General features: G+C 51.0%; 21 protein-coding genes. 12 read left to right on the plus strand and 9 right to left on the minus strand.

Annotated elements, in window-relative coordinates; all coding sequences use genetic code 11:
• Positions 1-35 precede the first annotated feature (35 nt).
• Positions 36-1,433, minus strand: coding sequence for an asparagine--tRNA ligase (gene asnS / locus C6Y40_RS04055; protein WP_105933465.1), 1,398 nt, complete (start codon positions 1,431-1,433; stop codon positions 36-38).
• Between the two features lie 241 nt (positions 1,434-1,674).
• Here asnS and C6Y40_RS04060 point away from each other — a divergent pair, with 241 nt between their 5' ends.
• The gene (locus tag C6Y40_RS04060) at positions 1,675-2,064 is read left to right on the plus strand and encodes a hypothetical protein (RefSeq protein ID WP_105933466.1); all 390 of its coding nucleotides are present in this window, start codon (positions 1,675-1,677) and stop codon (positions 2,062-2,064) included.
• A gap of 23 nt (positions 2,065-2,087) precedes the next feature.
• Here C6Y40_RS04060 and C6Y40_RS04065 read toward each other — a convergent pair whose 3' ends face one another.
• Positions 2,088-3,062, minus strand: coding sequence for a calcium/sodium antiporter (locus tag C6Y40_RS04065; RefSeq protein WP_105933467.1), 975 nt, complete (start codon positions 3,060-3,062; stop codon positions 2,088-2,090).
• Positions 3,063-3,307: 245 nt separating this feature from the next.
• On the opposite strand from C6Y40_RS04065, the gene C6Y40_RS04070 reads away from it, so the two are divergent.
• Both C6Y40_RS04070 and C6Y40_RS04075 read left to right on the plus strand, forming a co-directional pair.
• Positions 3,308-4,759, plus strand: a complete 1,452-nt coding sequence (locus C6Y40_RS04070) for a RimK family protein (RefSeq protein ID WP_105933468.1) — start codon at positions 3,308-3,310, stop codon at positions 4,757-4,759.
• Positions 4,756-5,931: a GNAT family N-acetyltransferase/peptidase C39 family protein gene (locus C6Y40_RS04075; protein WP_105933469.1), complete on the plus strand. Its 1,176-nt coding sequence runs from the start codon at positions 4,756-4,758 to the stop codon at positions 5,929-5,931. The genes C6Y40_RS04070 and C6Y40_RS04075 overlap by 4 nt, the downstream gene beginning before the upstream one ends.
• On the opposite strand, the gene C6Y40_RS04080 is transcribed toward C6Y40_RS04075, so the two are convergent.
• From C6Y40_RS04080 to bioA, 3 genes are all read right to left on the minus strand, one after another.
• On the minus strand, positions 5,899-6,186 hold the full coding sequence (locus tag C6Y40_RS04080; RefSeq protein WP_105933470.1) for a hypothetical protein: 288 nt from the start codon (positions 6,184-6,186) through the stop codon (positions 5,899-5,901). The genes C6Y40_RS04075 and C6Y40_RS04080 overlap by 33 nt on opposite strands.
• Before the next feature lie 154 nt (positions 6,187-6,340).
• Positions 6,341-6,856, minus strand: coding sequence for a DUF2937 family protein (locus tag C6Y40_RS04085; RefSeq protein WP_105933471.1), 516 nt, complete (start codon positions 6,854-6,856; stop codon positions 6,341-6,343).
• A 22-nt stretch (positions 6,857-6,878) separates the two neighbouring features.
• Positions 6,879-8,165 carry an adenosylmethionine--8-amino-7-oxononanoate transaminase gene (bioA, locus tag C6Y40_RS04090; RefSeq protein WP_420836925.1) on the minus strand — a complete coding sequence of 429 codons (1,287 nt, stop codon included), beginning with the start codon at positions 8,163-8,165 and terminating at the stop codon, positions 6,879-6,881.
• Between the two features lie 89 nt (positions 8,166-8,254).
• On the opposite strand from bioA, the gene bioB reads away from it, so the two are divergent.
• The 4 genes from bioB to bioD are packed head-to-tail and all read left to right on the plus strand — an operon-like array spanning position 8,255 to position 11,973.
• Entirely contained in the window at positions 8,255-9,349 is a 1,095-nt protein-coding gene (gene bioB, locus C6Y40_RS04095) for a biotin synthase BioB (RefSeq protein WP_105933473.1), read from the plus strand.
• Positions 9,349-10,524, plus strand: coding sequence for an aminotransferase class I/II-fold pyridoxal phosphate-dependent enzyme (locus tag C6Y40_RS04100; RefSeq protein ID WP_105933474.1), 1,176 nt, complete (start codon positions 9,349-9,351; stop codon positions 10,522-10,524). The genes bioB and C6Y40_RS04100 overlap by 1 nt, the downstream gene beginning before the upstream one ends.
• Positions 10,511-11,311, plus strand: a complete 801-nt coding sequence (locus tag C6Y40_RS04105; RefSeq protein ID WP_105933488.1) for a methyltransferase domain-containing protein — start codon at positions 10,511-10,513, stop codon at positions 11,309-11,311. Before C6Y40_RS04100 ends, C6Y40_RS04105 begins: the two co-directional genes overlap by 14 nt.
• Positions 11,308-11,973, plus strand: a complete 666-nt coding sequence (bioD, locus tag C6Y40_RS04110) for a dethiobiotin synthase (RefSeq protein ID WP_105933475.1) — start codon at positions 11,308-11,310, stop codon at positions 11,971-11,973. The genes C6Y40_RS04105 and bioD overlap by 4 nt, the downstream gene beginning before the upstream one ends.
• On the opposite strand, the gene pepE is transcribed toward bioD, so the two are convergent.
• Positions 11,966-12,679, minus strand: coding sequence for a dipeptidase PepE (gene pepE / locus C6Y40_RS04115; protein WP_240621838.1), 714 nt, complete (start codon positions 12,677-12,679; stop codon positions 11,966-11,968). The genes bioD and pepE overlap by 8 nt on opposite strands.
• A gap of 154 nt (positions 12,680-12,833) precedes the next feature.
• Between pepE and C6Y40_RS04120 the strand changes: the two genes are divergently transcribed.
• The 4 genes from C6Y40_RS04120 to C6Y40_RS04135 are packed head-to-tail and all read left to right on the plus strand — an operon-like array spanning position 12,834 to position 16,416.
• A complete protein-coding gene (locus tag C6Y40_RS04120; RefSeq protein WP_105933476.1) occupies positions 12,834-13,298 on the plus strand; it encodes a low molecular weight protein-tyrosine-phosphatase in 465 nt (154 codons plus the stop codon).
• Positions 13,298-14,266: a FecCD family ABC transporter permease gene (locus C6Y40_RS04125; protein WP_105933477.1), complete on the plus strand. Its 969-nt coding sequence runs from the start codon at positions 13,298-13,300 to the stop codon at positions 14,264-14,266. The genes C6Y40_RS04120 and C6Y40_RS04125 overlap by 1 nt, the downstream gene beginning before the upstream one ends.
• On the plus strand, positions 14,263-15,027 hold the full coding sequence (locus tag C6Y40_RS04130; RefSeq protein ID WP_105933478.1) for an ABC transporter ATP-binding protein: 765 nt from the start codon (positions 14,263-14,265) through the stop codon (positions 15,025-15,027). The genes C6Y40_RS04125 and C6Y40_RS04130 overlap by 4 nt, the downstream gene beginning before the upstream one ends.
• Before the next feature lie 45 nt (positions 15,028-15,072).
• Entirely contained in the window at positions 15,073-16,416 is a 1,344-nt protein-coding gene (locus C6Y40_RS04135) for a class II 3-deoxy-7-phosphoheptulonate synthase (RefSeq protein WP_105933479.1), read from the plus strand.
• Positions 16,417-16,443: 27 nt separating this feature from the next.
• Here C6Y40_RS04135 and C6Y40_RS04140 read toward each other — a convergent pair whose 3' ends face one another.
• From C6Y40_RS04140 to C6Y40_RS04150, 3 genes are read right to left on the minus strand one after another with little or no spacing between them, the layout of a single operon-like run.
• Positions 16,444-16,770 (minus strand): hypothetical protein, encoded by a 327-nt coding sequence (locus C6Y40_RS04140; protein WP_105933480.1) that lies wholly within the window; start codon positions 16,768-16,770, stop codon positions 16,444-16,446.
• 4 nt (positions 16,771-16,774) lie between these two features.
• Positions 16,775-17,002 carry a DUF3820 family protein gene (locus C6Y40_RS04145; protein WP_240621839.1) on the minus strand — a complete coding sequence of 76 codons (228 nt, stop codon included), beginning with the start codon at positions 17,000-17,002 and terminating at the stop codon, positions 16,775-16,777.
• A 2-nt stretch (positions 17,003-17,004) separates the two neighbouring features.
• Positions 17,005-18,786, minus strand: a complete 1,782-nt coding sequence (locus C6Y40_RS04150) for an ABCB family ABC transporter ATP-binding protein/permease (protein ID WP_105933481.1) — start codon at positions 18,784-18,786, stop codon at positions 17,005-17,007.
• Positions 18,787-18,905: 119 nt separating this feature from the next.
• On the opposite strand from C6Y40_RS04150, the gene moaA reads away from it, so the two are divergent.
• Entirely contained in the window at positions 18,906-19,871 is a 966-nt protein-coding gene (gene moaA, locus C6Y40_RS04155; protein WP_105933491.1) for a GTP 3',8-cyclase MoaA, read from the plus strand.
• The last annotated feature ends 2 nt before the right edge of the window (positions 19,872-19,873 follow it).

Here is a 19,873-nt window from a genome sequence, read left to right on the forward strand (position 1 = left end):
CGTGAGTATTCAAATAACCGGTAGGAACCAGTCACTTAGTAGCTGGCGTTACCCGGAGTACGTGGGAACGGAATAACGTCGCGCACGTTTTGCATGCCGGTCACATAGGCTACCAGGCGTTCAAAACCTAAGCCAAAACCAGAGTGGGGTACGGTACCGTAGCGACGCAGGTCGCGATACCAGCCATAGTCTTCCTTGCTCAGGCCCATTTCTTCCAGGCGGTTATCGAACACATCAAGACGCTCTTCACGCTGTGAACCACCAATGATTTCACCGATACCCGGGGCCAGGACGTCCATCGCCGCCACGGTTTTACCGTCGTCATTTAAGCGCATGTAAAAGGCTTTAATGTCTTTCGGGTAGTTTTGCATGATAATTGGCGCACCAACATGCTCTTCAGCCAGATAGCGCTCGTGTTCACTGGATAAGTCAATACCCCAGCTCACCGGGAACTCGAAGTCTTTGCCACAGTTCTCTAAAATGGTAATCGCATCGGTATAATCCATGCGTACGAAGTCGCTGCTGATGAGTTTTTCCAGACGGGTGATAGCATCTTTGTTAATGCGCTGGGCAAAAAATGCCATATCATCGGCACGTTCTTCCAGAACCGCTTTGCATACATATTTCAGCATGTCTTCTGATAACTGGGCGATATCGTTCAGGTCGGCAAAGGCCACTTCCGGCTCTATCATCCAGAACTCAGCCAGGTGACGGGACGTGTTGCTGTTCTCTGCCCTGAACGTTGGTCCGAAGGTATAGATTTTAGACATGGCACAGGCGTAGGTTTCACCGTTCAACTGGCCGGATACGGTCAGGTAAGCTTCGCGCCCGAAAAAGTCTTCGCTGTAGTCCACATCGCCTTTGTCGGTTTTTGGGATGTTCATCATATCCAGCGTTGAAACGCGGAATAATTCGCCCGCACCTTCAGTATCGCTGGCAGTAATAATTGGCGTGCTGATCCAGAAATAGCCCTGTTCATGGAAAAAGCGGTGAATCGCCTGTGACAAACAGTTACGAATACGCGTTACAGCACCAATAACGTTGGTGCGGGCGCGTAAGTGGGCGTGTTCGCGCAGATATTCGATGGAATGGCGCTTAGCAGCCATAGGATACGTATCCGGGTTCTCCACCCAGCCAACAATTTCCACTGCCGTGGCGTCCAGTTCCAGTGCCTGGCCCTTGCCTTCTGAGGCTTTTACATTCGCGGTAACCACCAGTGAACAGCCTGCCGTTAAACGTTGAATATCGGCATAATTGGGTAAGGTATTGAGTGCAATGACCTGTACTGGGTCGAAACAACTGCCATCATGCAAAGCAATAAATGAAAGGCCTGCTTTTGAATCGCGACGGGTACGAACCCAGCCTTTTACCGTTACCGATTCGCCAACCGCGTACTTACCAGCCAGTACGTCAACTACGGGGGCGTGTGTCATGGTTACTTTCTCCAATCAAAGTGTGTCTTTATTTAATCGCAAATCATCGCATAGGCTAAGCGTGATTGCATCCAGATTCATTAAACAAAATGGCGTGTTGGCCGATATTAAGTACAAGAGCGGTAAAAATGCCGTTTTTCATCCGTTGCCTGCTTGAATAATAAGCAGTGTGGTAGTCTCTTTAGCCAAACAGGCGCTAGTATACTCAATCGCTTTGAGGATACTAGCGATACAGATGTAAATGACAACGAAACAAGTGCAAAAATTTGGTCAGGAACGCAGGAAGAAATCCCGCGAGCAGGATACTTATTACAAGGTGGTTGTTACCTTAAATTCTCTCGCCTGGTTATCGCTGCTTATTTGCTTAATTTTATTTCATTTCGCCCGGCCGGAAATGGTTTCCGGTGTGCAACAGTTCTGGGGAATTGAAGGGCGCACCAACTGGTCTGCTGAATATATAGATGCGCTGGTAATGTTACTGCAGGCTTGTCTGGTAACCAGCTTAGTCACCATGTTTTTGCGTTCGCGCCGCAATCGCCGCAAAAGCGACCGTTATGGGGTTAATTTATTTATTCTGGCCGGGATCAGCTCAGTGAGCCTGGTTACCCTTAATGCTGCAGCGCTGTCATAAGTCAGCGCTGCCCGCAATTATTACTAGCCGCCGATAAAACTACTGTTAATTAAATACCAGGTGTAACCTGCGTAGGCGGCTACAAACACACCACCTTCCAGCCTGTTCAGGCGACCAGGCCCTTTAAGGCCAATACAGAAAATAAACAGAGCAACCGACGCCACCAGCATAAACAGAACATCGCGATAGAGGAAGTCAGAGCTGACTTCCATGGGGTGAATGACCCCGGCAATGCCGACAACCGCCAGGGTATTAAACATGTTGGAGCCAATCACGTTGCCAAGCGCAAGGTCGTGTTCGCCTTTTTTCACCGCAACCAGTGAAGAAGCCAGTTCCGGTAAGGACGTGCCAATGGCAATAATGGTTAAACCAATAACTACATCACTAACACCAAAGTAGGTCGCAACTTCTACCGCGCCCCATACTAATAATCTGGAGCTGGCTACCAGAATGATAAGCCCTATTACCAGCCACAGAGTCTCCTTCTTAAGATTAGTATCGGCAAGATTAAGCTCTTCATCGTATTCTGCGGCGAGGGCGTCTTTGTCGCCGCTCATACCTGTCCAGATACTCCAGGAGATCAATAGAATAAACAGGCCGAGCAGGGAAAAAGCGTCATCTTTTGACACTTGTAAATCGAGCACCTGCCAGGCTGCAAAGAAGGTCAGGCCCAGCATGATAGGCAGTTCTTTACGGATAATTTGAGAGCGAACCGCTATCGGGCTGATAAGCGCCGTAATACCAAGAATAAGTGCGATGTTAGCGATGTTGGAGCCGTAGGCGTTACCCAGTGCGATGCCTGAACTTTGTTCCATTGCGGCAATAATCGAAACGATGATCTCTGGCGCTGAGGTGCCAAAGCCAATGATCAGCATCCCGATAAGAATTGGCGACAGGCCAAAATGTTTGGCAACAACCGCAGCGCCGCCAACAAACTTATCTGCACTCCACAATAATAAGGGTAACCCGACGAGAATAGCGACACTCGCTAACAACATATAATCTCCTTGAACAACCTATGCACCAACCAATGGTGCCGGGGTAGGCGCAGAATAGAGCATAACCCTTTCACATTGCAAATACATCAGTCGCAGCAGAAACAAAACAGGTCGTAACGATAAAAATAATCCGTTATTCGCGCGACTCGCTTACCAGTACTATAGCGCAATAAATCAACGCTGGCAGCGATCTGGCAATAGGGCCGATTGTCTGCGAACGTTCGTGTAAGGACATTCAACTTTTCATGCATCACACTCTGATTGTGGCAAATCAACACATCATGCTGGACGTACCCTCATTAACCGTTTTGAGTTTTGAGCAATACCTGGCGGATTATCCAAAATGGAACGAACCGAAAACGCGGGTTATTAACCTCTGTGACACAGATCAATACCTGAGTAACGGTTATTACTGTTCATTGCTTGCAGAAGCCCGGCAGCACCGGGTGATCCCCAGTGTAAATACCATTAATGATTTACGCCTGGTTAAAGCCGGACAGGAAGGTCAGTCGCTGGTCATTAAACCTCAGGAAAAGGCCATTATCGAAAGCCTTGGCGGTGAGTTTTTTGTGTGCTTTGGAAAAACGGAAGACAGCCGCCTGAAACGTATTGCCGCCTCTGCTTTTAATCGTTATCCAAGCCCGCTGCTGAAGCTCACTGTTCGACAGGAGCAGGCCTCGGTTGCCTGTGAATCGGTAGGTTTTAATGCGATCCCTGATGCGCTGCATAGCAGTTTTGTTGAGCGACTGAGTCAGTATACTCAGCAGCAATGGCGCACCTCGGCAAAAAGCAAACAATCCCGCTGGGACATGGCTATCCTGGTCGACCCAGAGGAATCAACGCCACCCAGTGACAAAAAAGCCATTGCCCAGTTTGTTAAAGCGGCCGGTAAAGCGGGCTTTCACGCCGAGGTAGTCACTGCAGAAACCATTGGTGACGTTGCGCAGTACGATGCACTGTTTATTCGCGAAACCACTGCGATTGACCATCAGACTTATCGTCTGGCTCGCGCTGCGGAGCGTGAAGGCGTGGTGGTAATGGACGACAGTCAGTCCATACTGCGTTGTTGCAATAAGATTTTTCTGCAGGATGCTTTTAGTTATCACAAGGTGCCTGCACCGAAGAGCCAGTTTGTGACCGATGCAGAGTTAACTACGTGTGAGGCTTTAATAGATGCATTGCAGTTGCCAATTATTTTAAAGCTACCGGAGAGCTCCTTTTCCAAAGGCGTATATAAAGTGGAAACCCTGGCTGCCTTGCACGACAAACTCGCTATGATGCTTGAAGCCTCCGCGTTAGTGCTGGCCCAGGAGTACATTTTTACTGAGTTTGACTGGCGCATAGGCATGCTTGGTGGCCGGCCAATATATGCCTGTAAGTATTTTATGGCGCGTAATCACTGGCAGATTTATAACCACGCAGACGGTAAATCAGACTCAGGTGACTTCGTTACCATGCCAACCTTCGAAGTGCCTAAACAGGTACTCAAGGCGGCGATTGCAGCGGCTGATGTAGCGGGGAAAGGGCTGTACGGCGTGGACATAAAACAACGGGGCAATAAAGTTTATGTGATTGAAGTGAACGACAACCCCAATATCGATGCCGGCATTGAAGATAAATACCTGGGCAACGAATTATACTTGCTGATCATGCAGGAGTTCGTCAGCCGCCTTGAACGCCGGGGGCGCCAGGCATGAACGCCGAACATTCGCCCTGGTTGTTAAGGCCAGCGCATAACAGCGATCTGGCTGCGCTGCTGGCGCTGGAAAATACCTGTTTCAGTGCTGACAGGCTTAGCCGTCGCAGCTTCCGGCATTACCTGCACAGCAGCAATGCTGAGATGGTGGTGGCCGATGCCGAAGGTGAGCTGGTGGGTTATGGATTACTTTTAGTCCGGCGCGGTACGTTGCTGACCCGCTTATATTCGCTGGCTGTTGCGCCACAAGCGCGGGGGCAGGGGATGGCAGAAGCTATTATCGGGTATCTGGAAAAACGTGCCAGTAAACGCGGCAAGCGTTATATGCGGCTGGAAGTGGCTGAGCACAATGCGTCGGCCATCAGTCTCTATACACGGTTGGGGTTTGAGTCGTTCGCGGTGACTCCCCATTACTATGAGGATGATGCCACCGCCATCCGCATGCAAAAAGCATTGCCGCTGGATACACCGGATATTCAGCACAGGTTATGCCCGTGGTATCAGCAATCCACCGCATTTACCTGTGGGCCAGCCAGTCTGATGATGGCCATGGGGATGTTGGATCCTGCCATCCGCTTGTCACAAACAGAAGAATTCGCGATCTGGCGTGAATCGAATACCGTGTACATGACCAGCGGTCCCGCTGGTACCCACCCATTGGGTCTGGCAATGTCTGCAATGGAGCGTGGGTTTGATGTGAAGGTGTATTTAAGTCACGAAGGCCCGCTATTTGTTGACGGCGTGCGCAATGAGCATAAACGCCAGACACTGGCCAGCGTGGAGAAACAATTTTTGGCCGACGCAGAGGCCCGTCAAGTACCGGTATTCTACAGTAACTGGCTGGAAATTCTGGATAAGGAAGCCAATGCGCCAAGTAGTGCCCTGATGTGCCTTATCAGTACTTATCGGTTGGATCGCTCAAAAGCCCCGCATTGGGTAGTGATCACCGGAACCGATGAACACTGTGTATATATTCACGATCCGGACCCTGATACCGACACGGCCGTATCACGGATCCTTGACTACCAGCACGTGCCGGTTGCCCGGGAAGACTTCCAGCGCATGACCAGCTATGGCAAGCGCCGGGTTCAGGCGGCGATTGTGATACGGCGGCGGCTCCCGGAGCTGGGCAGCGGCGAACTAATGTGCAGTGATTTTGATCTGGCGGTTTAAGTTCCGCATAGCTTCAACTAACTGCAGTAAATCATTAACTGTGCCTTTGAAAGCCGAACGCTTGGTGACCATCTGATTACCTGCGTGGCTTAACTGACCCTGGTTGGCCGGATCGAACATTTCGGTTTTCTCGGCCAGAGAATCCCACTCTGCCTGGAATGAGGCAGGGATAAGGTGACGCTTGGCCATCAGTTTGTCTCTGATTTGCAACAGTTGGCCAGTAATTAATGTCTGATTTTTCGGTGTATCTGTCATGGTTATTTTCCTCACTTCAATCGCATGGCCCTTGAAAGTGGGGCGTTTCGCGATACTGGATAAATATTAATCGATAAATTGTAAATAAAAGGTGTATACCATGATGATCAGGTAGCAATTTTGATACCTGAATAAGCACTCAGGTATAAAAAAGTTAATGGCTGAAGACCTGACGGTGCTTTTTGCGTCGATGGCGAAGCCAGGCTACCGGTAGCCAAAGCAGTAAATACAGGCTAAGAGAGGTAATCAGTGCAGAGCCAACGGCCTGCGGTTTGAGTGGCAAAGATGGCTGGTAGAGGTTTAACACCTGACCGAGTCGCTGGTACTGGGCAGGTTGAGCAAAATACCAGGCTTGCTCAAAATAGTTGCTGGTGCGCAGGTTATTCAGGGCTTGCTGAGCCTCTTTATGTGCCAGCAACACGGTTTGTTTGTGCCTTGCATCGTCACGCACCAGCGCGTCCTGATTGGCCTGCAGGGCAGTGAGCATAGCGTTGATATCGGTGTAACCGTAGGTGTCGGCCAATTGCTGATAATGATCTACCTCGGCCTGGGTGGCATCCACATAGCCGTTGAGATATTGCACATAATGGTCGGTGACAATCGGCACCTGTAGCATCAGGATGAGTAGCGCGGCAAACACTATCTTGTCGATTAATCGCAGGATAATCATTGATTGCGCGCTCCTTAATGTCTTAACCGTAAGTGTGGCTCAGGCAGTGATAGATGGCATCACTTAAGCGGCTGAGCTGCTCAGATGAAATGACGTAGGGGGGCATAATATACACCAGCTTGCCAAATGGTCGGATCCACACGCCATTTTTTACAAACAAAGGCTGTAAACGTTTCATATCTACCGGGTGTTTGGTTTCCACTACGCCAATAGCACCTAATATTCTGACATCCTGCACGCAGGCAAGTTCATTACAGCGGGAAAGCTCGGCTTTAAGCTGGGTTTCTATGCCTTGTACCTGAACCTGCCAGTCACCCTGATTAATCAGTGATAAGCTCGCACCGGCCACCGCGCATGCCAGCGGGTTACCCATGAAGGTGGGACCGTGCATAAATACGCCGGGATTACCTTCACAAACACCGCGTGCCACATCCTCGGTACACAGCGTGGCCGCCAGCGTCATGTAACCGCCGGTCAGAGCCTTGCCAACACACATAATGTCCGGGCTAATCTCGGCATGATCGCAGCCAAACAGCTTACCGGTGCGACCGAATCCGGTGGCAATTTCATCGCAAATCAGTAACACATCGTAAGTATCGCAAAGCTGACGACATCGGCGTAAATATTCGGGATGATAAAACCGCATTCCGCCAGCACCCTGCACAACAGGCTCGAGGATCAGCGCCGCCAGCTCTTCGTGGTGGCGGGCAAAAAGCTCTTCCAGCGGCAGAATGTCGTCTTCACTGAAAGCCTGACCAAAGCGGGTCTGTGGCGCTGGAGCAAAAACGTGCTTGGTTAGGCTGTTGGTAAACAGGCTGTGCATGCCATTAACCGGATCACAAACCGACATAGCGGCAAAGGTGTCGCCGTGATAGCCATTGCGGGGCGCAATAAGCCGCGATTTTTCCGGTCGGCCCTGACACGCCCAGTACTGTACGGCCATTTTAATGGCCACTTCCACTGATACTGAGCCGGAGTCAGCCAGAAATACCCGCTCAAGGCCCGCCGGTGCCATGCTTAGCAGCTGCCGGCACAGATTAACGGCTGGTTCGTGGGTCAGGCCGCCAAACATGACATGGCTAAACTTATCAACTTGCTGGTGGGCGGCGGCATTGAGTGCCGGGTGATTGTATCCGTGGATAGCGGCCCACCAACTGGACATACCGTCAACCAGGGTTTCTCCCGAGGCCAGGCTAATCTCGGCACCACTGGCGCCACTGACCTCAAAACAAGGCAAGGGATCGATGGCTGAAGTATAAGGATGCCAGATATGTTGTTGGTCAAATTCTTTATTGGTTAAATTATGCACAATAGTAAAGTTTAAAAAGTTAATTTGGTTGACAAGTCTTTGCTGCCGCATAGACTAAGCGACCAGACAATAAGAGTAAAGGATAGGCGATGCTGGCATCACAATATAATAGCACTGAAGCGGTCGTTCGACATGACTGGACCCGGGATGAAGTGGAGGCATTGTATGCAATGCCCTTCAACGATTTGTTATTTAAAGCCCAGGTGGTTCATCGTCAGCATTTCGACCCTAATCAGGTGCAGGTGAGCACACTGTTATCAATCAAAACCGGTGCGTGCCCGGAAGATTGCAAATACTGCCCACAAAGCGCCCGCTATGATACCGGCCTTGAAAAAGAACGTCTGCTGGAAATCGAAAAGGTCATTGAACGCGCCAAAGAAGCTAAACAAACCGGCTCTACTCGTTTTTGTATGGGCGCGGCCTGGCGTAACCCTAAAGAGCGCGATATGCCTTACCTTACCCAAATGGTCGCCGAGGTGAAGGCGATGGGGCTGGAAACCTGCATGACGCTCGGTATGTTAACCCGCGACCAGGCGGTTGCCCTCAAACAAGCTGGTTTGGATTACTATAACCATAATCTGGATACCTCGCCGGAATTTTATGGCGATATTATTACCACCCGTACCTACCAGGATCGCCTCGATACCCTGCAAAATGTCCGCGAGGCGGGGATGAATGTGTGCTCGGGTGGCATTGTCGGCATGGGCGAAACACTGTCCGACCGCGCATCGCTGCTTATTCAGCTGGCCAATTTGCCGGAGCAGCCTCAGAGTGTGCCGATTAACATGCTGGTTAAGGTTGATGGCACGCCGCTGGACAAACTGGATGATATGGAACCCTTTGATTTTATCCGTACTATTGCGGTAGCGCGTATCATGATGCCCAAGTCCCATGTTCGCCTGTCGGCGGGTCGTGAACAAATGAATGAGCAAATGCAGGCGCTGTGTTTTATGGCCGGTGCCAATTCCATTTTTTATGGTTGTAAGCTGCTCACCACTTCAAATCCGGATACGCACGAGGACGTGGTGTTATTTAAGAAGCTGGGCATTAATTCTGAGCGTACCCGGGAATATTCTGACGAAGCCCATCAATTGGCGCTCGAGGAAGCTATCGAACAACAAAATGCTCCGCAGTCAGAACTATTTTATGACGCCACCGAAAAAGGTCAAACCGAGTCTGCATAATGGCCTTTGATTTTATAGATGTGCAGTTAACAGAGCGCCAGCAGCAGGGCTATTACCGCCAGCGCACCGCCATCGACTATGAGCGGGATGGCGTTATTGCGATTGATGGTAAGCATTATCTTAACTTCGGCAGCAATGATTATTTAGGACTGCGTCACGACCAGGGCGTATTGCAGGCCTGGGTTGAAGGACTGGCGCAATTTGGTGCTGGCAGCGGTGCTTCACCGCTGGTAACAGGTTACAGCGTGGCTCACCGTGAGCTGGAACTTATGCTGGCTGACGCGTTGGGCTATGATGCGGTGCTGTTGTTTAACTCCGGCTTTGCCGCCAATCAGGCCGTATGTCAGGCGTTATTTGCCTCGTCCGGCGAGATTATTGCTGATAAATTTATGCACGCGTCGTTTATTGAAGGGGCGCTTGCCAGTCAGGGCAACCTGCGCCGCTTTGCCCATAATGATACAATCCACCTCGAAACCCTGTTGGGTAAGTGCGAAGGGACAAACCGACTGATTGCCTCGGAAGGGGTGTTCAGCATGGATGGTGATAGCCCTGATATGAATGCGTTGGTCAGTTGCGCCAGTCAAACAGGCAGCTGGCTGATGCTGGATGATGCCCATGCTTTTGGTGTGACCGGCGAAAACGGGCTGGGCTCGGTAGAAAACTTTGGCCTTAAGCCAACGGATTGCCAGATCCTTATGGGTACCTTCGGTAAAGCTGTGGGCACTGCCGGTGCCTTTGTGGCCGGGAGTCACAGCCTGATTGATTACCTGGTGAATTATGCGCGTCACTATATCTATTCTACGGCCTTTCCGCCGGCTCAGGCGGTGGCTACCATTTACGCGCTGAACTGCGTGACCACCGGCTCCCAGCGCGAGCAGCTGCACGGCAATATTGCCTATTTTAAACAACGCGCCAGGCAGGAAGGTCTGACACTGCTCGACTCCGAAAGCGCTATTCAACCGTTAATTGTGGGCGAACCAGAGCTGGCCCGCCAGTATTCCAAAGCATTGTCGGAAAGAGGGCTATGGGTGCCGGCCATGCGTCACCCAACGGTACCGAAAGGCTCAGATCGGCTGCGCATTACACTCAGTGCCGTGCACACAAGCCAGGACATAGACGCTCTGATAGACGGGCTGACTCTGGTGCGTCAGGAGTTACAACATGGCCCTGATTGAACCGCGCAAAACTGTGCAGCAGGCAACTAAAAAAGACGACGTTGCCAAACGTTTCAGTGGCGCAGCCAGACAGTATGATGACATTGCCAATATTCAGGCGCAGATAGCCACAGCAGCACTTGCCCGTTTACCTGCTGCGATGTTCAACAACGCGCTGGATATTGGCTGTGGCACCGGCCGTCATACTGAGCGCCTGAGCCGGATAGCCACTACGACAACCGGGCTCGACTTAGCCGCTGGCATGGTCGCGCAGGCTAAGCGAAATTACCCAGCTCTTCATTTTGTGCAGGGCGATGCCGAGCAACTCCCCTGGCAGAATGCCGCTATTGATATGGTTTTTTCTTCCATGGCGCTACAGTGGTGTCGTGGTCCGCAAGTCGCTCTTGCTGAAATATCCCGGGTTTTACACCCTGGTGGTCGTGCTGAACTGGCCATTATGGTGAATGGATCTTTTACTGAATTACGCCAGGCAAGTTGCGCTGCCGGAGTATCGCTACGTATCAACGAGCTGTTCGCCGCCAGCGATTGGCTTAATGCGCTGAGCCAGACCGGTTTGAACTATGGCACACATGAACTTGTTGAATACCGCGATGAATTTGATGATATTTTGAAGCTGCTGCGCTCAATCAAAGGCGTTGGCGCTGGCAGTAGCGCGCTGGGCGCCAAGCGCCAGGGGCTAACCCGTAAAGCGCTAAACCAACTTGAAGCAGCGATGCCACGCAACGAGCAGGGGCCGTTAACCAACACCTACACCGTATTACACCTGACGCTGGAGAAACCATTTTGACCCAGGCTTTTTTCGTTACCGGCACTGATACCGAAGTAGGCAAGACCTACGTAAGCGCAATGTTCCTTAAAGCCGCGGTAATGGCCGGCAAGCGTGCCATAGGCTACAAGCCTGTGGCAGCGGGCTGTGAATGGCAGACCGGCCAGTGGCAAAACGAGGATGCACTGGCCTTACAGCAGGCATCCAATGTTGAGTTAACGCTTAAAGAGGTAAATCCTGTGGCGTTGGAGCCAGCAATAGCACCGCATATTGCCGCCGAGCTTGCCGGTGAGTCAATCAGTGAAGGTGTGATTAAAGGTGGCTTTGATAATCTGCTTAGCAGGCAAGCTGATGTGTTGCTGATGGAAGGTGCTGGTGGCTGGCGTTTACCCATTGGCAATCAACGCTTTTTAAGTGACGTGGTGAAAGCCCTTCAGCTTGATGTCATCATCGTAGTAGGCATGCGTCTTGGCTGCCTGAATCACGCGTTACTGACTGCCGAAGCCGTAAAGGCTGACGGCCTTAATATCAAAGGCTGGGTGGCCAATACACTGACACCCGATATGCCTTATTTTAATGAAAATCTGGCGACGCTCGAGCAGCTAATGCCAGCGCCGCGTCTGGCAACTATTCCCTATAAGTCAGTGCCGGATTTTGCCGCACTGGGCGAGCTCTTCAACTAATATAGTTGGTCAAGTCCTGGCCTGGCGCGATAGGGGTTTTATCATCGCCGCTAAAACAAAAACCTTCCAGCTCACCCAACAAAGTAAGCCGTCCTTCAGTATATTGCAGGGCAGTGCCTTCCCGGATAGCCAGTACAGGCGTTTCCGGGTTGAGGCGCGTGAACTCAAACAACCGGTCATCCCGGGTTTCACCATTATGTCCGGGCCGCTGATAATCAGTATAGTGGGGATTTAACTGGCAGTGCACAACGTTAAGCGCAGCAAAAGAGGGCGGTTCAATAATCGGCATATCATTGGTTGTGCGGATACTGTTGCCGCAAATATTACTGCCCGCGCTCCAGCCAATGTAAGGCATGCCCTGGCTGACCTGGCGCTGCAGAGGTTCAATTAGTGACTGCTTATACAGCTCATTGAGTAAATTAAAGGTGTTTCCACCCCCAACCAATACAGCCTTAGCAGAGGCGATTGCGTCCTGCGGATCGTCGCAGCTATGGATACCGGTAATATTGAGCTGTGGAAGGGCCTCGCGGACTTTTTCTAAATAGTCATCCCAGCCCAGCGTGACCCCGGCAAATGGAATGAACAAGACGTCCAGCTCCTCGCTGAGGTGGTGTAAAATCATCTCGCGGGCATGGGCCAGATACTCTTCGTCGCCCATTCGGGAACTGGAGAGCATTAGCACGTGTGGTTTAGTTTCTGTCGGCATTAATCTTTCTCTTTGTTTTTTTCGTGGGTTTTAGCATAGTGTTCAACGCTAATGATAAGTACAATACCACGCTCGAACCGGTGGGGTAAGTCGCATTGCCAGCAGGCCGGGAAAGTTGCAGGCTAAGCATACTGACGTAAAGATAGGAATTACCATGACATCACCCAAAGCTGTTTTATTTGTCTGTCTTGGCAATATTTGCCGCTCGCCCACGGCTGAGGCGGTATTCCGCCACAAGGCTGATGAGGCAGGACTTAAATTGACCATAGATTCAGCCGGTACTCATGGTTACCACACTGGTAGCCCGCCAGACAAACGCTCGCAAGCCGCCGGGCAGGAGCGTGGCTACAGTTTTAAAGGGCTGAAGTGTCGACGGGTGAGTGACACCGATTTTGAAACTTTTGACCTGATCCTGGCCATGGATCAGAGCAACCTTGAAAACCTGCGCGAGATGAGCGACCCGGAACATCATCACAAAATTCGCCTGATGCTGGATTTTGCCGGTTATGAGAATGAAGAAGTACCGGATCCGTATTACGGTGGCAAAAAAGGCTTTGAACTGGTGCTTGGCTTAATAGAGGAAGCTTCAGACGGCTTGATTAAGGCGCTCAGAAGTTAATGTCGTCCCCTGCCTCCAAATGGACTCTTGGTGCACTGGGTATTGTATTGCTGTTGTGTTTTTCTGCATTGCTCGCCAGTGTCTGGTGGCAGGCTGATACTACCGCAGAGACACGCTGGTACATTCTGGTTAATTTACAATTGCCATTGGCAATCACGGCCACCGTTGTAGGCGCAGCACTTTGTGTAAGTGGCGCGGCCTTGCAGGTGGTGTTACGTAATCCACTGGCCGACCCGGGGATCATTGGTATTGCCAGCGGCGCCAGCCTGATGGCGGCATTAGTGTTGATCCTGATGCCAGAGTGGATGGTCAGTACCCTGCATTACAGCATGCCACTGGCCTGTTTTGCCGGCGCGTTGCTATCGACCGCGGTTATCTATCGCCTCTCTACGCGCTTGCGAGGGCTTAACACAGCGGTGATCCTCGCTGGTATCGCAATTACCACCTTAACCAGCGCTGTAATGGGCTGGCTTTATTTGTTCGCCGATGCGCAGTCGATGCGTAATCTTACGTTCTGGGTGATGGGCAGTCTGCATCAGGCCGACGGCTGGATTTTGTTGTGGAGCGCGCCACTGATAGCGGGCAGTTGTGTGCTTATTATCTCAAAAGGTAAGACGCTGAATTACCTCTATAACGGCGAACTGACGGCGCGCAGTGCAGGCATCGACCCGACTCACGAGAGTAAGGTTGTGCTTATAGCCTGCGCCCTGGCGGTGGGGGCGGCGGTTGCTATTGCCGGCTCTATTGCCTTTTTAGGGTTGCTGGTGCCTCATTACGTTCGTTTACTGATGGGGTTTGATAACCGGTTGGTACTGCCTGCCAGTGCTTTTTGTGGCGCGGTTTTGTTATTGCTGGTGGCATTGTTCTCGGATTTGTTGCCTTATGCGTCCTTGCCGGTCTCCATGGTTACAGCGTCTCTGGGTGGCCCGCTGCTGCTCTATGCATTACTCAAAGGGCAGTTTAAATGAACCTGCCGATTGCGCTTGAGAACATCTCTCTTGACCAGCGTCTGAATAATATCTCGGTCACTATCAGGCAACCGGGCATTACCTGTCTGCTGGGAGCCAATGGTGCAGGAAAATCAACCTTGTTACTGGTGCTGGCTGGCCTGATAGAGCCGGAGCAGGGCAAAGTACACTGGGGGCAAACCGATGTTTATGCAACGCCGCTGGCGGTGCTATCGGTACATCGCTGTTTTGTTGCTCAGCAACACAGTATTCAGTTCGAACTTAGCGGTCGCGAATGCCTGCAATTTTTAAGTCCCTGCCAGAGCAGCGACATTCCCGGTGAGCTGATCCGGAAGCTGGATATTGCTGATTTGCTGGATAAACCGGTTAGCCGCATGTCTGGTGGTGAGTTACAACGTATCATGATTAGCCGCGCGTTGTTACAGGTGTGGCCAGCTATTAAATCCGGTAATGCTATTATAGTGCTGGACGAGCCACTCCAGGGAGTGGATATTCGTCACCAGACAGTGTTGATGCAGTGGCTCAGTGCGCTGGCGAAGGTCGGTAATCAAATAATTATGAGCTGTCATGATATCAATATTGCTAACACCTTTGCCGATACGGTATTGTTAGTAAAGGCGGGGCAAATGCTTGCATACGGACCTACCAGAGATGTACTCAACCTGTCTAACCTGTGGTTAACCTTTGATTGTCAGTTTGAATGCCTGTTTAAGGATGAGCAGCGGCATTTTATTCCCGTACGACATGCAACTGGCTTTTAAAGGATTAGTCGTTTTCTGAAATTTCCCATTTGAAAGAGGTGCTAAGTGAATAACTGGCAACCAGATAGCTGGCGGGCAAAGCCAATTTTGCAACAGCCAGAATACGAGGATAAAGCTGAACTGGACCGGGTAGAGCAGACCCTCGGTTCGTATCCTCCTTTAGTGTTTGCCGCTGAAGCCCGAGAGCTGCGTCGCCAGCTTGGTCAGGTATGCGAAGGTAAAGGATTCTTACTTCAGGGCGGTGACTGCGCGGAATCGTTTAGTGAGTTTAATGCACCGAAGATCCGCGATACCTTTAAAGTACTGTTGCAAATGGCGATTGTGCTGACTTTCGCCGGTCGTTGCCCGGTAACCAAAGTCGCGCGCATGGCCGGTCAGTACGCCAAACCACGTTCGTCGGACTTTGAAACCATCAATGGTATAACCCTGCCCAGTTATCGAGGCGATATTATTAACAGCTTTGAGTTTACCGAAGCAGCGCGTCGCCCTGATCCACAGCGTCTGGTTGAAGCCTATCACCGTAGTTCTGCCACGTTAAATCTGTTGCGTGCTTTTGCTCAGGGCGGACTTGCTGACCTGCACGAAGTGAACCGCTGGAATATGGCGTTTCTGGAAAACAACCCGCAAAAAGATAAGTATCTGGACTTATCCCGCCGCATTCAGGATACCCTGGAGTTTATGGATGTCATTGGCATTAACTCCACCAATACGCCATCGTTACACGAAACGTCATTGTTTACCTCGCACGAGGCGTTGTTGCTTAATTATGAGCAGGCTTTAACGCGTATTGATACGCTAACGGGTAAGCCTTATGACTGTTCTGCGCATATGGTATGGATTGGTGAGCGTACACGTCAGCTCGACCATGCGCATATTGAGTTCTTCCGCGGTATCAATAACCCTGTGGGTGTGAAAGTTGGCCCGTCAATGGAAGAAGACGAACTTATTCGTCTGATTGATGCGCTTAATCCGAATAACGATCCGGGCAGACTCACTCTGATCACCCGTATGGGGGCAGACAAGCTGGAAGCGAATTTACCGCGTCTGTTGCGCCGGGTGAAAGCCGAAGGGCGCAACGTGGTGTGGAGTTCCGACCCCATGCACGGCAATACTTTCTCGGCCTCCAGTGGCTATAAAACCCGTAACTTTGATGCCATCCTGAGCGAGATTAAGCAGTTCTTCCAGGCCCATGAAGCTGAAGGCACTTACGCGGGCGGTATCCACCTGGAGATGACGGGGCAGCACGTTACCGAATGTACTGGTGGGGCTTACCAAATCAGTGACGAAGATCTTAAGGAAGCCTATAAAACTCAGTGTGATCCGCGCTTAAATGCTGATCAGGTACTGGAAATGGCGTTTCTGGTAGCAGACCACTTACGTAGTAAGTAGCCTGTTGGCTGTAGTCTTTATCGGATATCAGAGCGCAGCGAGGCAATCGCTGCGCTCTTTTTCGTTAAGGACGCCGGTAAAGATGGATTTACGACGTAGCGCTGTGGTGGTTTTATCGGTGGCGGTTATCGCTTTAATGAAGCTTTGAGGCGTGTTTACCTGGGCAAGAATTGCCTGCCAGTTCAGATAGGCACCATAGCTGAGCAGTTTTTGCTCGTAGCGCTGTTGTAATGTGCTTGTGGCCTGGCTTAACAGTGCCGGCTCAGCCAGCACTTTGCGGGCTATACAGCCATGTAAGCACAGGCTGCGCTTATCTGCTTCGAGTTGCTGGTACTTTTTTTGATGGTAAACCATGGCGCTAGTCTTCAATTAACGGCGTAAGCATACCTTCCATGCCGTTCAGTTTGATTTCGTACATCAGCGCCAGTTGCTCACCGAGCTTTCCGACCGGAAAACCTTGCTTGGCAAACCATACCAGGTAGGGTTCGGGCAACTGGATGAGCTTACGCCCGGCATATTTGCCAAAGGGCATAGTCTGATTAATGGCCTGTTTAAGGGCCGCCGCGTCGGGCATTGTGTTTGTCATGGTTAAGTCGCCTGCTTTTGCTGTGCCTGCCAGAGGCCGGCATAAACGCCTTGTTGACTGAGCAGTGCATCGTGATTGCCATGTTCGATGAGCCGGCCCTGACTCATAACCAGAATTTTATCGGCATCCACAATGGTTGACAAACGGTGGGCTATTACCAGACTGGTGTGGCCTTTGGCGACTTCCCGCAGCGCACGGAGTATGGCTTGTTCAGACTGACTATCCAGCGACGAGGTGGCCTCATCGAAGACCATGATTGCCGGACGTTTTAATATCGCCCGGGCGATAGCAACCCGCTGCTTTTCACCGCCAGATAGCTTAAGGCCTCGCTCGCCTACTTTGGTTTGGGCACCTTCGGGCAATTGACTGATAAACTGATCAAGATGGGCCAGACGAATGGCTTCATGCACATCTTCCTCACTGGCATCGGGCCGACCGTAGCGGATGTTCTCGAAAATAGAGTCGTTAAATAACACGGTATCCTGGGGAACGATGCCAATATGCTGACGTAAACTGTGCTGAGTGACGTCTGCAATATTCTGGCCGTCGATAGTGATCCTGCCGGATGCCGGGTCGTAGAAACGAAACAGTAATTTAACCAGGGTGGACTTTCCGGCACCACTTTCGCCCACTACAGCCACCTTGCTGCCGGGTTCAACCGTAAAGCTAACATCGCTGAGGATCGGGCGGTCGTCGTGATAAGCAAAGCTTACCTGCTCAAACTCAATGCGCCCCTCACGGGTAACCAGCGTTGTTGCATCCTGACTATCATCTACCTGCGGGGTTCTGTCGAGCAGTTTAAATAAGTTTTCAATATTGGCCAGTGAACCTCGAATTTCGCGGTAAACAAACCCCAGAAAGTTGAGTGGCATAAAGATTTGCATGGTGAAGGCGTTGATTAGCACAAAGTCGCCAATGGTCATATTGCCTTCGCTGACCTCAAGGGCCGCCAGCAATAGCATGCTGGTCATGGCGGTAGCAATAATAAAAGCCTGGCCACCGTTTAAGGCAAATAAGGATAAACGGTTTTTGCGGCGCGCGGTTTCCCATTGGGCCAGGTTACTGTCGTACAGATTGGCTTCGTATTGCTCATTATTGAAATACTTCACGGTTTCGTAATTTAGCAGGCTGTCGATGGCGCGGGTATTGGTGCTGGAGTCAGCCTGATTAACCTGGCGGACATATTCAGTGCGCCAATCGGTGGCTTTCATTGAAAACCATACATAGGCAATCACCGAGCAGAGGATAATCAACGCAAATAATACGCCGTACTGAGTCAGTAATATGCCCACCACCAGCGCTATTTCCAGCAAGGTAGGGCCGATGTTAAACACCATAAACCGCATCAGAAAACTAATGCCACTGGTGCCCCGCTCAATGTCCCTCGACAATCCGCCGGTTTGTCTTGAAAGGTGGAAGCCCAGATCCAGCCGGTGTAAGTGTTCAAACACCTGCAGGCCGAGGCGGCGCATGGCACGCTCAGTTACGCGGCCAAACAGTGTGTCGCGTACCTCGCCCAACAACACATTGGACAGTCGTAATACGCCATAAGCGAACACTAGTGATAGTGGGACGGCCAGGGCTTTTATGGTGTCGTCGTTGAGACTGTCGACGGTATGTTTAAGAATAAAAGGCAGGCCAATGCTGGCCAGTTTAGCCGCTACAAGGCATAACAGGGCTAGAAAAACCCGCTGTTTAAATTCCAGCAGGTAGGGCCATAACTGCCGAAATACCTGCCATTGCATAGGAGTGTTGGGATCAACCGGTTGGCGATGTGGGCGCATGTATCTTCTTTTATACCCTTAAAATAACAATGGTTATGTTTTGTGCCGACATAAGGTAGAATGGCCATACAGCACAATGTGCGATGCTGATAGCTGACATTAACCCTAAAGGCATTGATTTGTTACAAGATTCGTTTGGTCGCCGATTTTATTATCTGCGTTTGTCCATTACTGATGTATGCAACTTTCGTTGTCAGTATTGCCTGCCCGATGGTTACCAGGGCCAGGCCCAGCAGTTTCTGAGCCTAAATGAAATTGACACCCTGGTAAATGCTTTTGCGCAAATGGGCACCTCGAAAATTCGGGTGACCGGCGGTGAGCCCACCCTGCGACGAGATATTGTTGATGTGGTTGCCAGCTGTGCGCAAACCGAAGGGATCAGTAAAGTGGCTATGACCACCCATGCGGGCAAACTGTCTTCACTGGCAACGCCACTGGCCCGGGCCGGGTTGAAACAGGTCAATATCAGTCTGGATAGTCTGGACCCGGCACAGTTTGCACTGCTTAGTGGTCAGGACAAACTGAATGCCGTACTCGATGGCGTGGAGTCAGCCATCGTTGAGGGCATGAATGTTAAGGTTAATGCAGTATTGCTGCGCCCCTGGGCTGATGCGCAGTTACGCGATTTTACCACCTGGCTGAAAGACATGCCGGTAACAGTTCGATTTATTGAGCTGATGGAAACCGGCCAGCACAAGGCCTTTTTTAAATCTCATCATGTCAGTGCCGAACCCCATCTGGCAGCGCTTAAAGCTCAGGGCTGGCAGCCGTTGCCGCGTGATAAGGATGCTGGCCCGGCCATTGAACTGGCGCATCCTGATTATGTTGGCCGGATTGGCTTTATTATGCCTTATAGCAGTGATTTCTGTGACAGCTGCAACCGCTTGCGCATTACTGCGCTGGGCAAACTGCATTTATGTTTATTCAGTGAACAGGGGCTCGATTTACGTGAGTCATTAGAGTCGGGCAATGTGCAGGCGGTTAAGGACTTTGTGGCGTCGAGTCTGGCCGACAAAAAAGTGTCTCATTACCTGCAGGAAGGCATCACCGGGATCACTAAAAATCTTTCCATGCTGGGCGGATAATA

It is taken from the genome of Marisediminitalea alba, assembly GCF_002993365.1.
Taxonomy (GTDB): Bacteria; Pseudomonadota; Gammaproteobacteria; order Enterobacterales; family Alteromonadaceae; genus Alteromonas; species Alteromonas alba.

Excerpts from the sequence above, each read along its gene's own strand:
- asnS (WP_105933465.1), bottom strand. The coding sequence starts at position 1,433 with ATGACACACGCCCCCGTAGTTGACGTACTGGCTGGTAAGTACGCGGTT.
- C6Y40_RS04060 (WP_105933466.1), top strand. The coding sequence starts at position 1,675 with ATGACAACGAAACAAGTGCAAAAATTTGGTCAGGAACGCAGGAAGAAA.
- C6Y40_RS04065 (WP_105933467.1), bottom strand. The coding sequence starts at position 3,062 with ATGTTGTTAGCGAGTGTCGCTATTCTCGTCGGGTTACCCTTATTATTG.
- C6Y40_RS04070 (WP_105933468.1), top strand. The coding sequence starts at position 3,308 with ATGCATCACACTCTGATTGTGGCAAATCAACACATCATGCTGGACGTA.
- C6Y40_RS04075 (WP_105933469.1), top strand. The coding sequence starts at position 4,756 with ATGAACGCCGAACATTCGCCCTGGTTGTTAAGGCCAGCGCATAACAGC.
- C6Y40_RS04080 (WP_105933470.1), bottom strand. The coding sequence starts at position 6,186 with ATGACAGATACACCGAAAAATCAGACATTAATTACTGGCCAACTGTTG.
- C6Y40_RS04085 (WP_105933471.1), bottom strand. The coding sequence starts at position 6,856 with ATGATTATCCTGCGATTAATCGACAAGATAGTGTTTGCCGCGCTACTC.
- bioB (WP_105933473.1), top strand. The coding sequence starts at position 8,255 with ATGCTGGCATCACAATATAATAGCACTGAAGCGGTCGTTCGACATGAC.
- C6Y40_RS04100 (WP_105933474.1), top strand. The coding sequence starts at position 9,349 with ATGGCCTTTGATTTTATAGATGTGCAGTTAACAGAGCGCCAGCAGCAG.
- C6Y40_RS04105 (WP_105933488.1), top strand. The coding sequence starts at position 10,511 with ATGGCCCTGATTGAACCGCGCAAAACTGTGCAGCAGGCAACTAAAAAA.
- pepE (WP_240621838.1), bottom strand. The coding sequence starts at position 12,679 with ATGCCGACAGAAACTAAACCACACGTGCTAATGCTCTCCAGTTCCCGA.
- C6Y40_RS04120 (WP_105933476.1), top strand. The coding sequence starts at position 12,834 with ATGACATCACCCAAAGCTGTTTTATTTGTCTGTCTTGGCAATATTTGC.
- C6Y40_RS04125 (WP_105933477.1), top strand. The coding sequence starts at position 13,298 with ATGTCGTCCCCTGCCTCCAAATGGACTCTTGGTGCACTGGGTATTGTA.
- C6Y40_RS04130 (WP_105933478.1), top strand. The coding sequence starts at position 14,263 with ATGAACCTGCCGATTGCGCTTGAGAACATCTCTCTTGACCAGCGTCTG.
- C6Y40_RS04140 (WP_105933480.1), bottom strand. The coding sequence starts at position 16,770 with ATGGTTTACCATCAAAAAAAGTACCAGCAACTCGAAGCAGATAAGCGC.
- C6Y40_RS04145 (WP_240621839.1), bottom strand. The coding sequence starts at position 17,002 with ATGACAAACACAATGCCCGACGCGGCGGCCCTTAAACAGGCCATTAAT.
- C6Y40_RS04150 (WP_105933481.1), bottom strand. The coding sequence starts at position 18,786 with ATGCGCCCACATCGCCAACCGGTTGATCCCAACACTCCTATGCAATGG.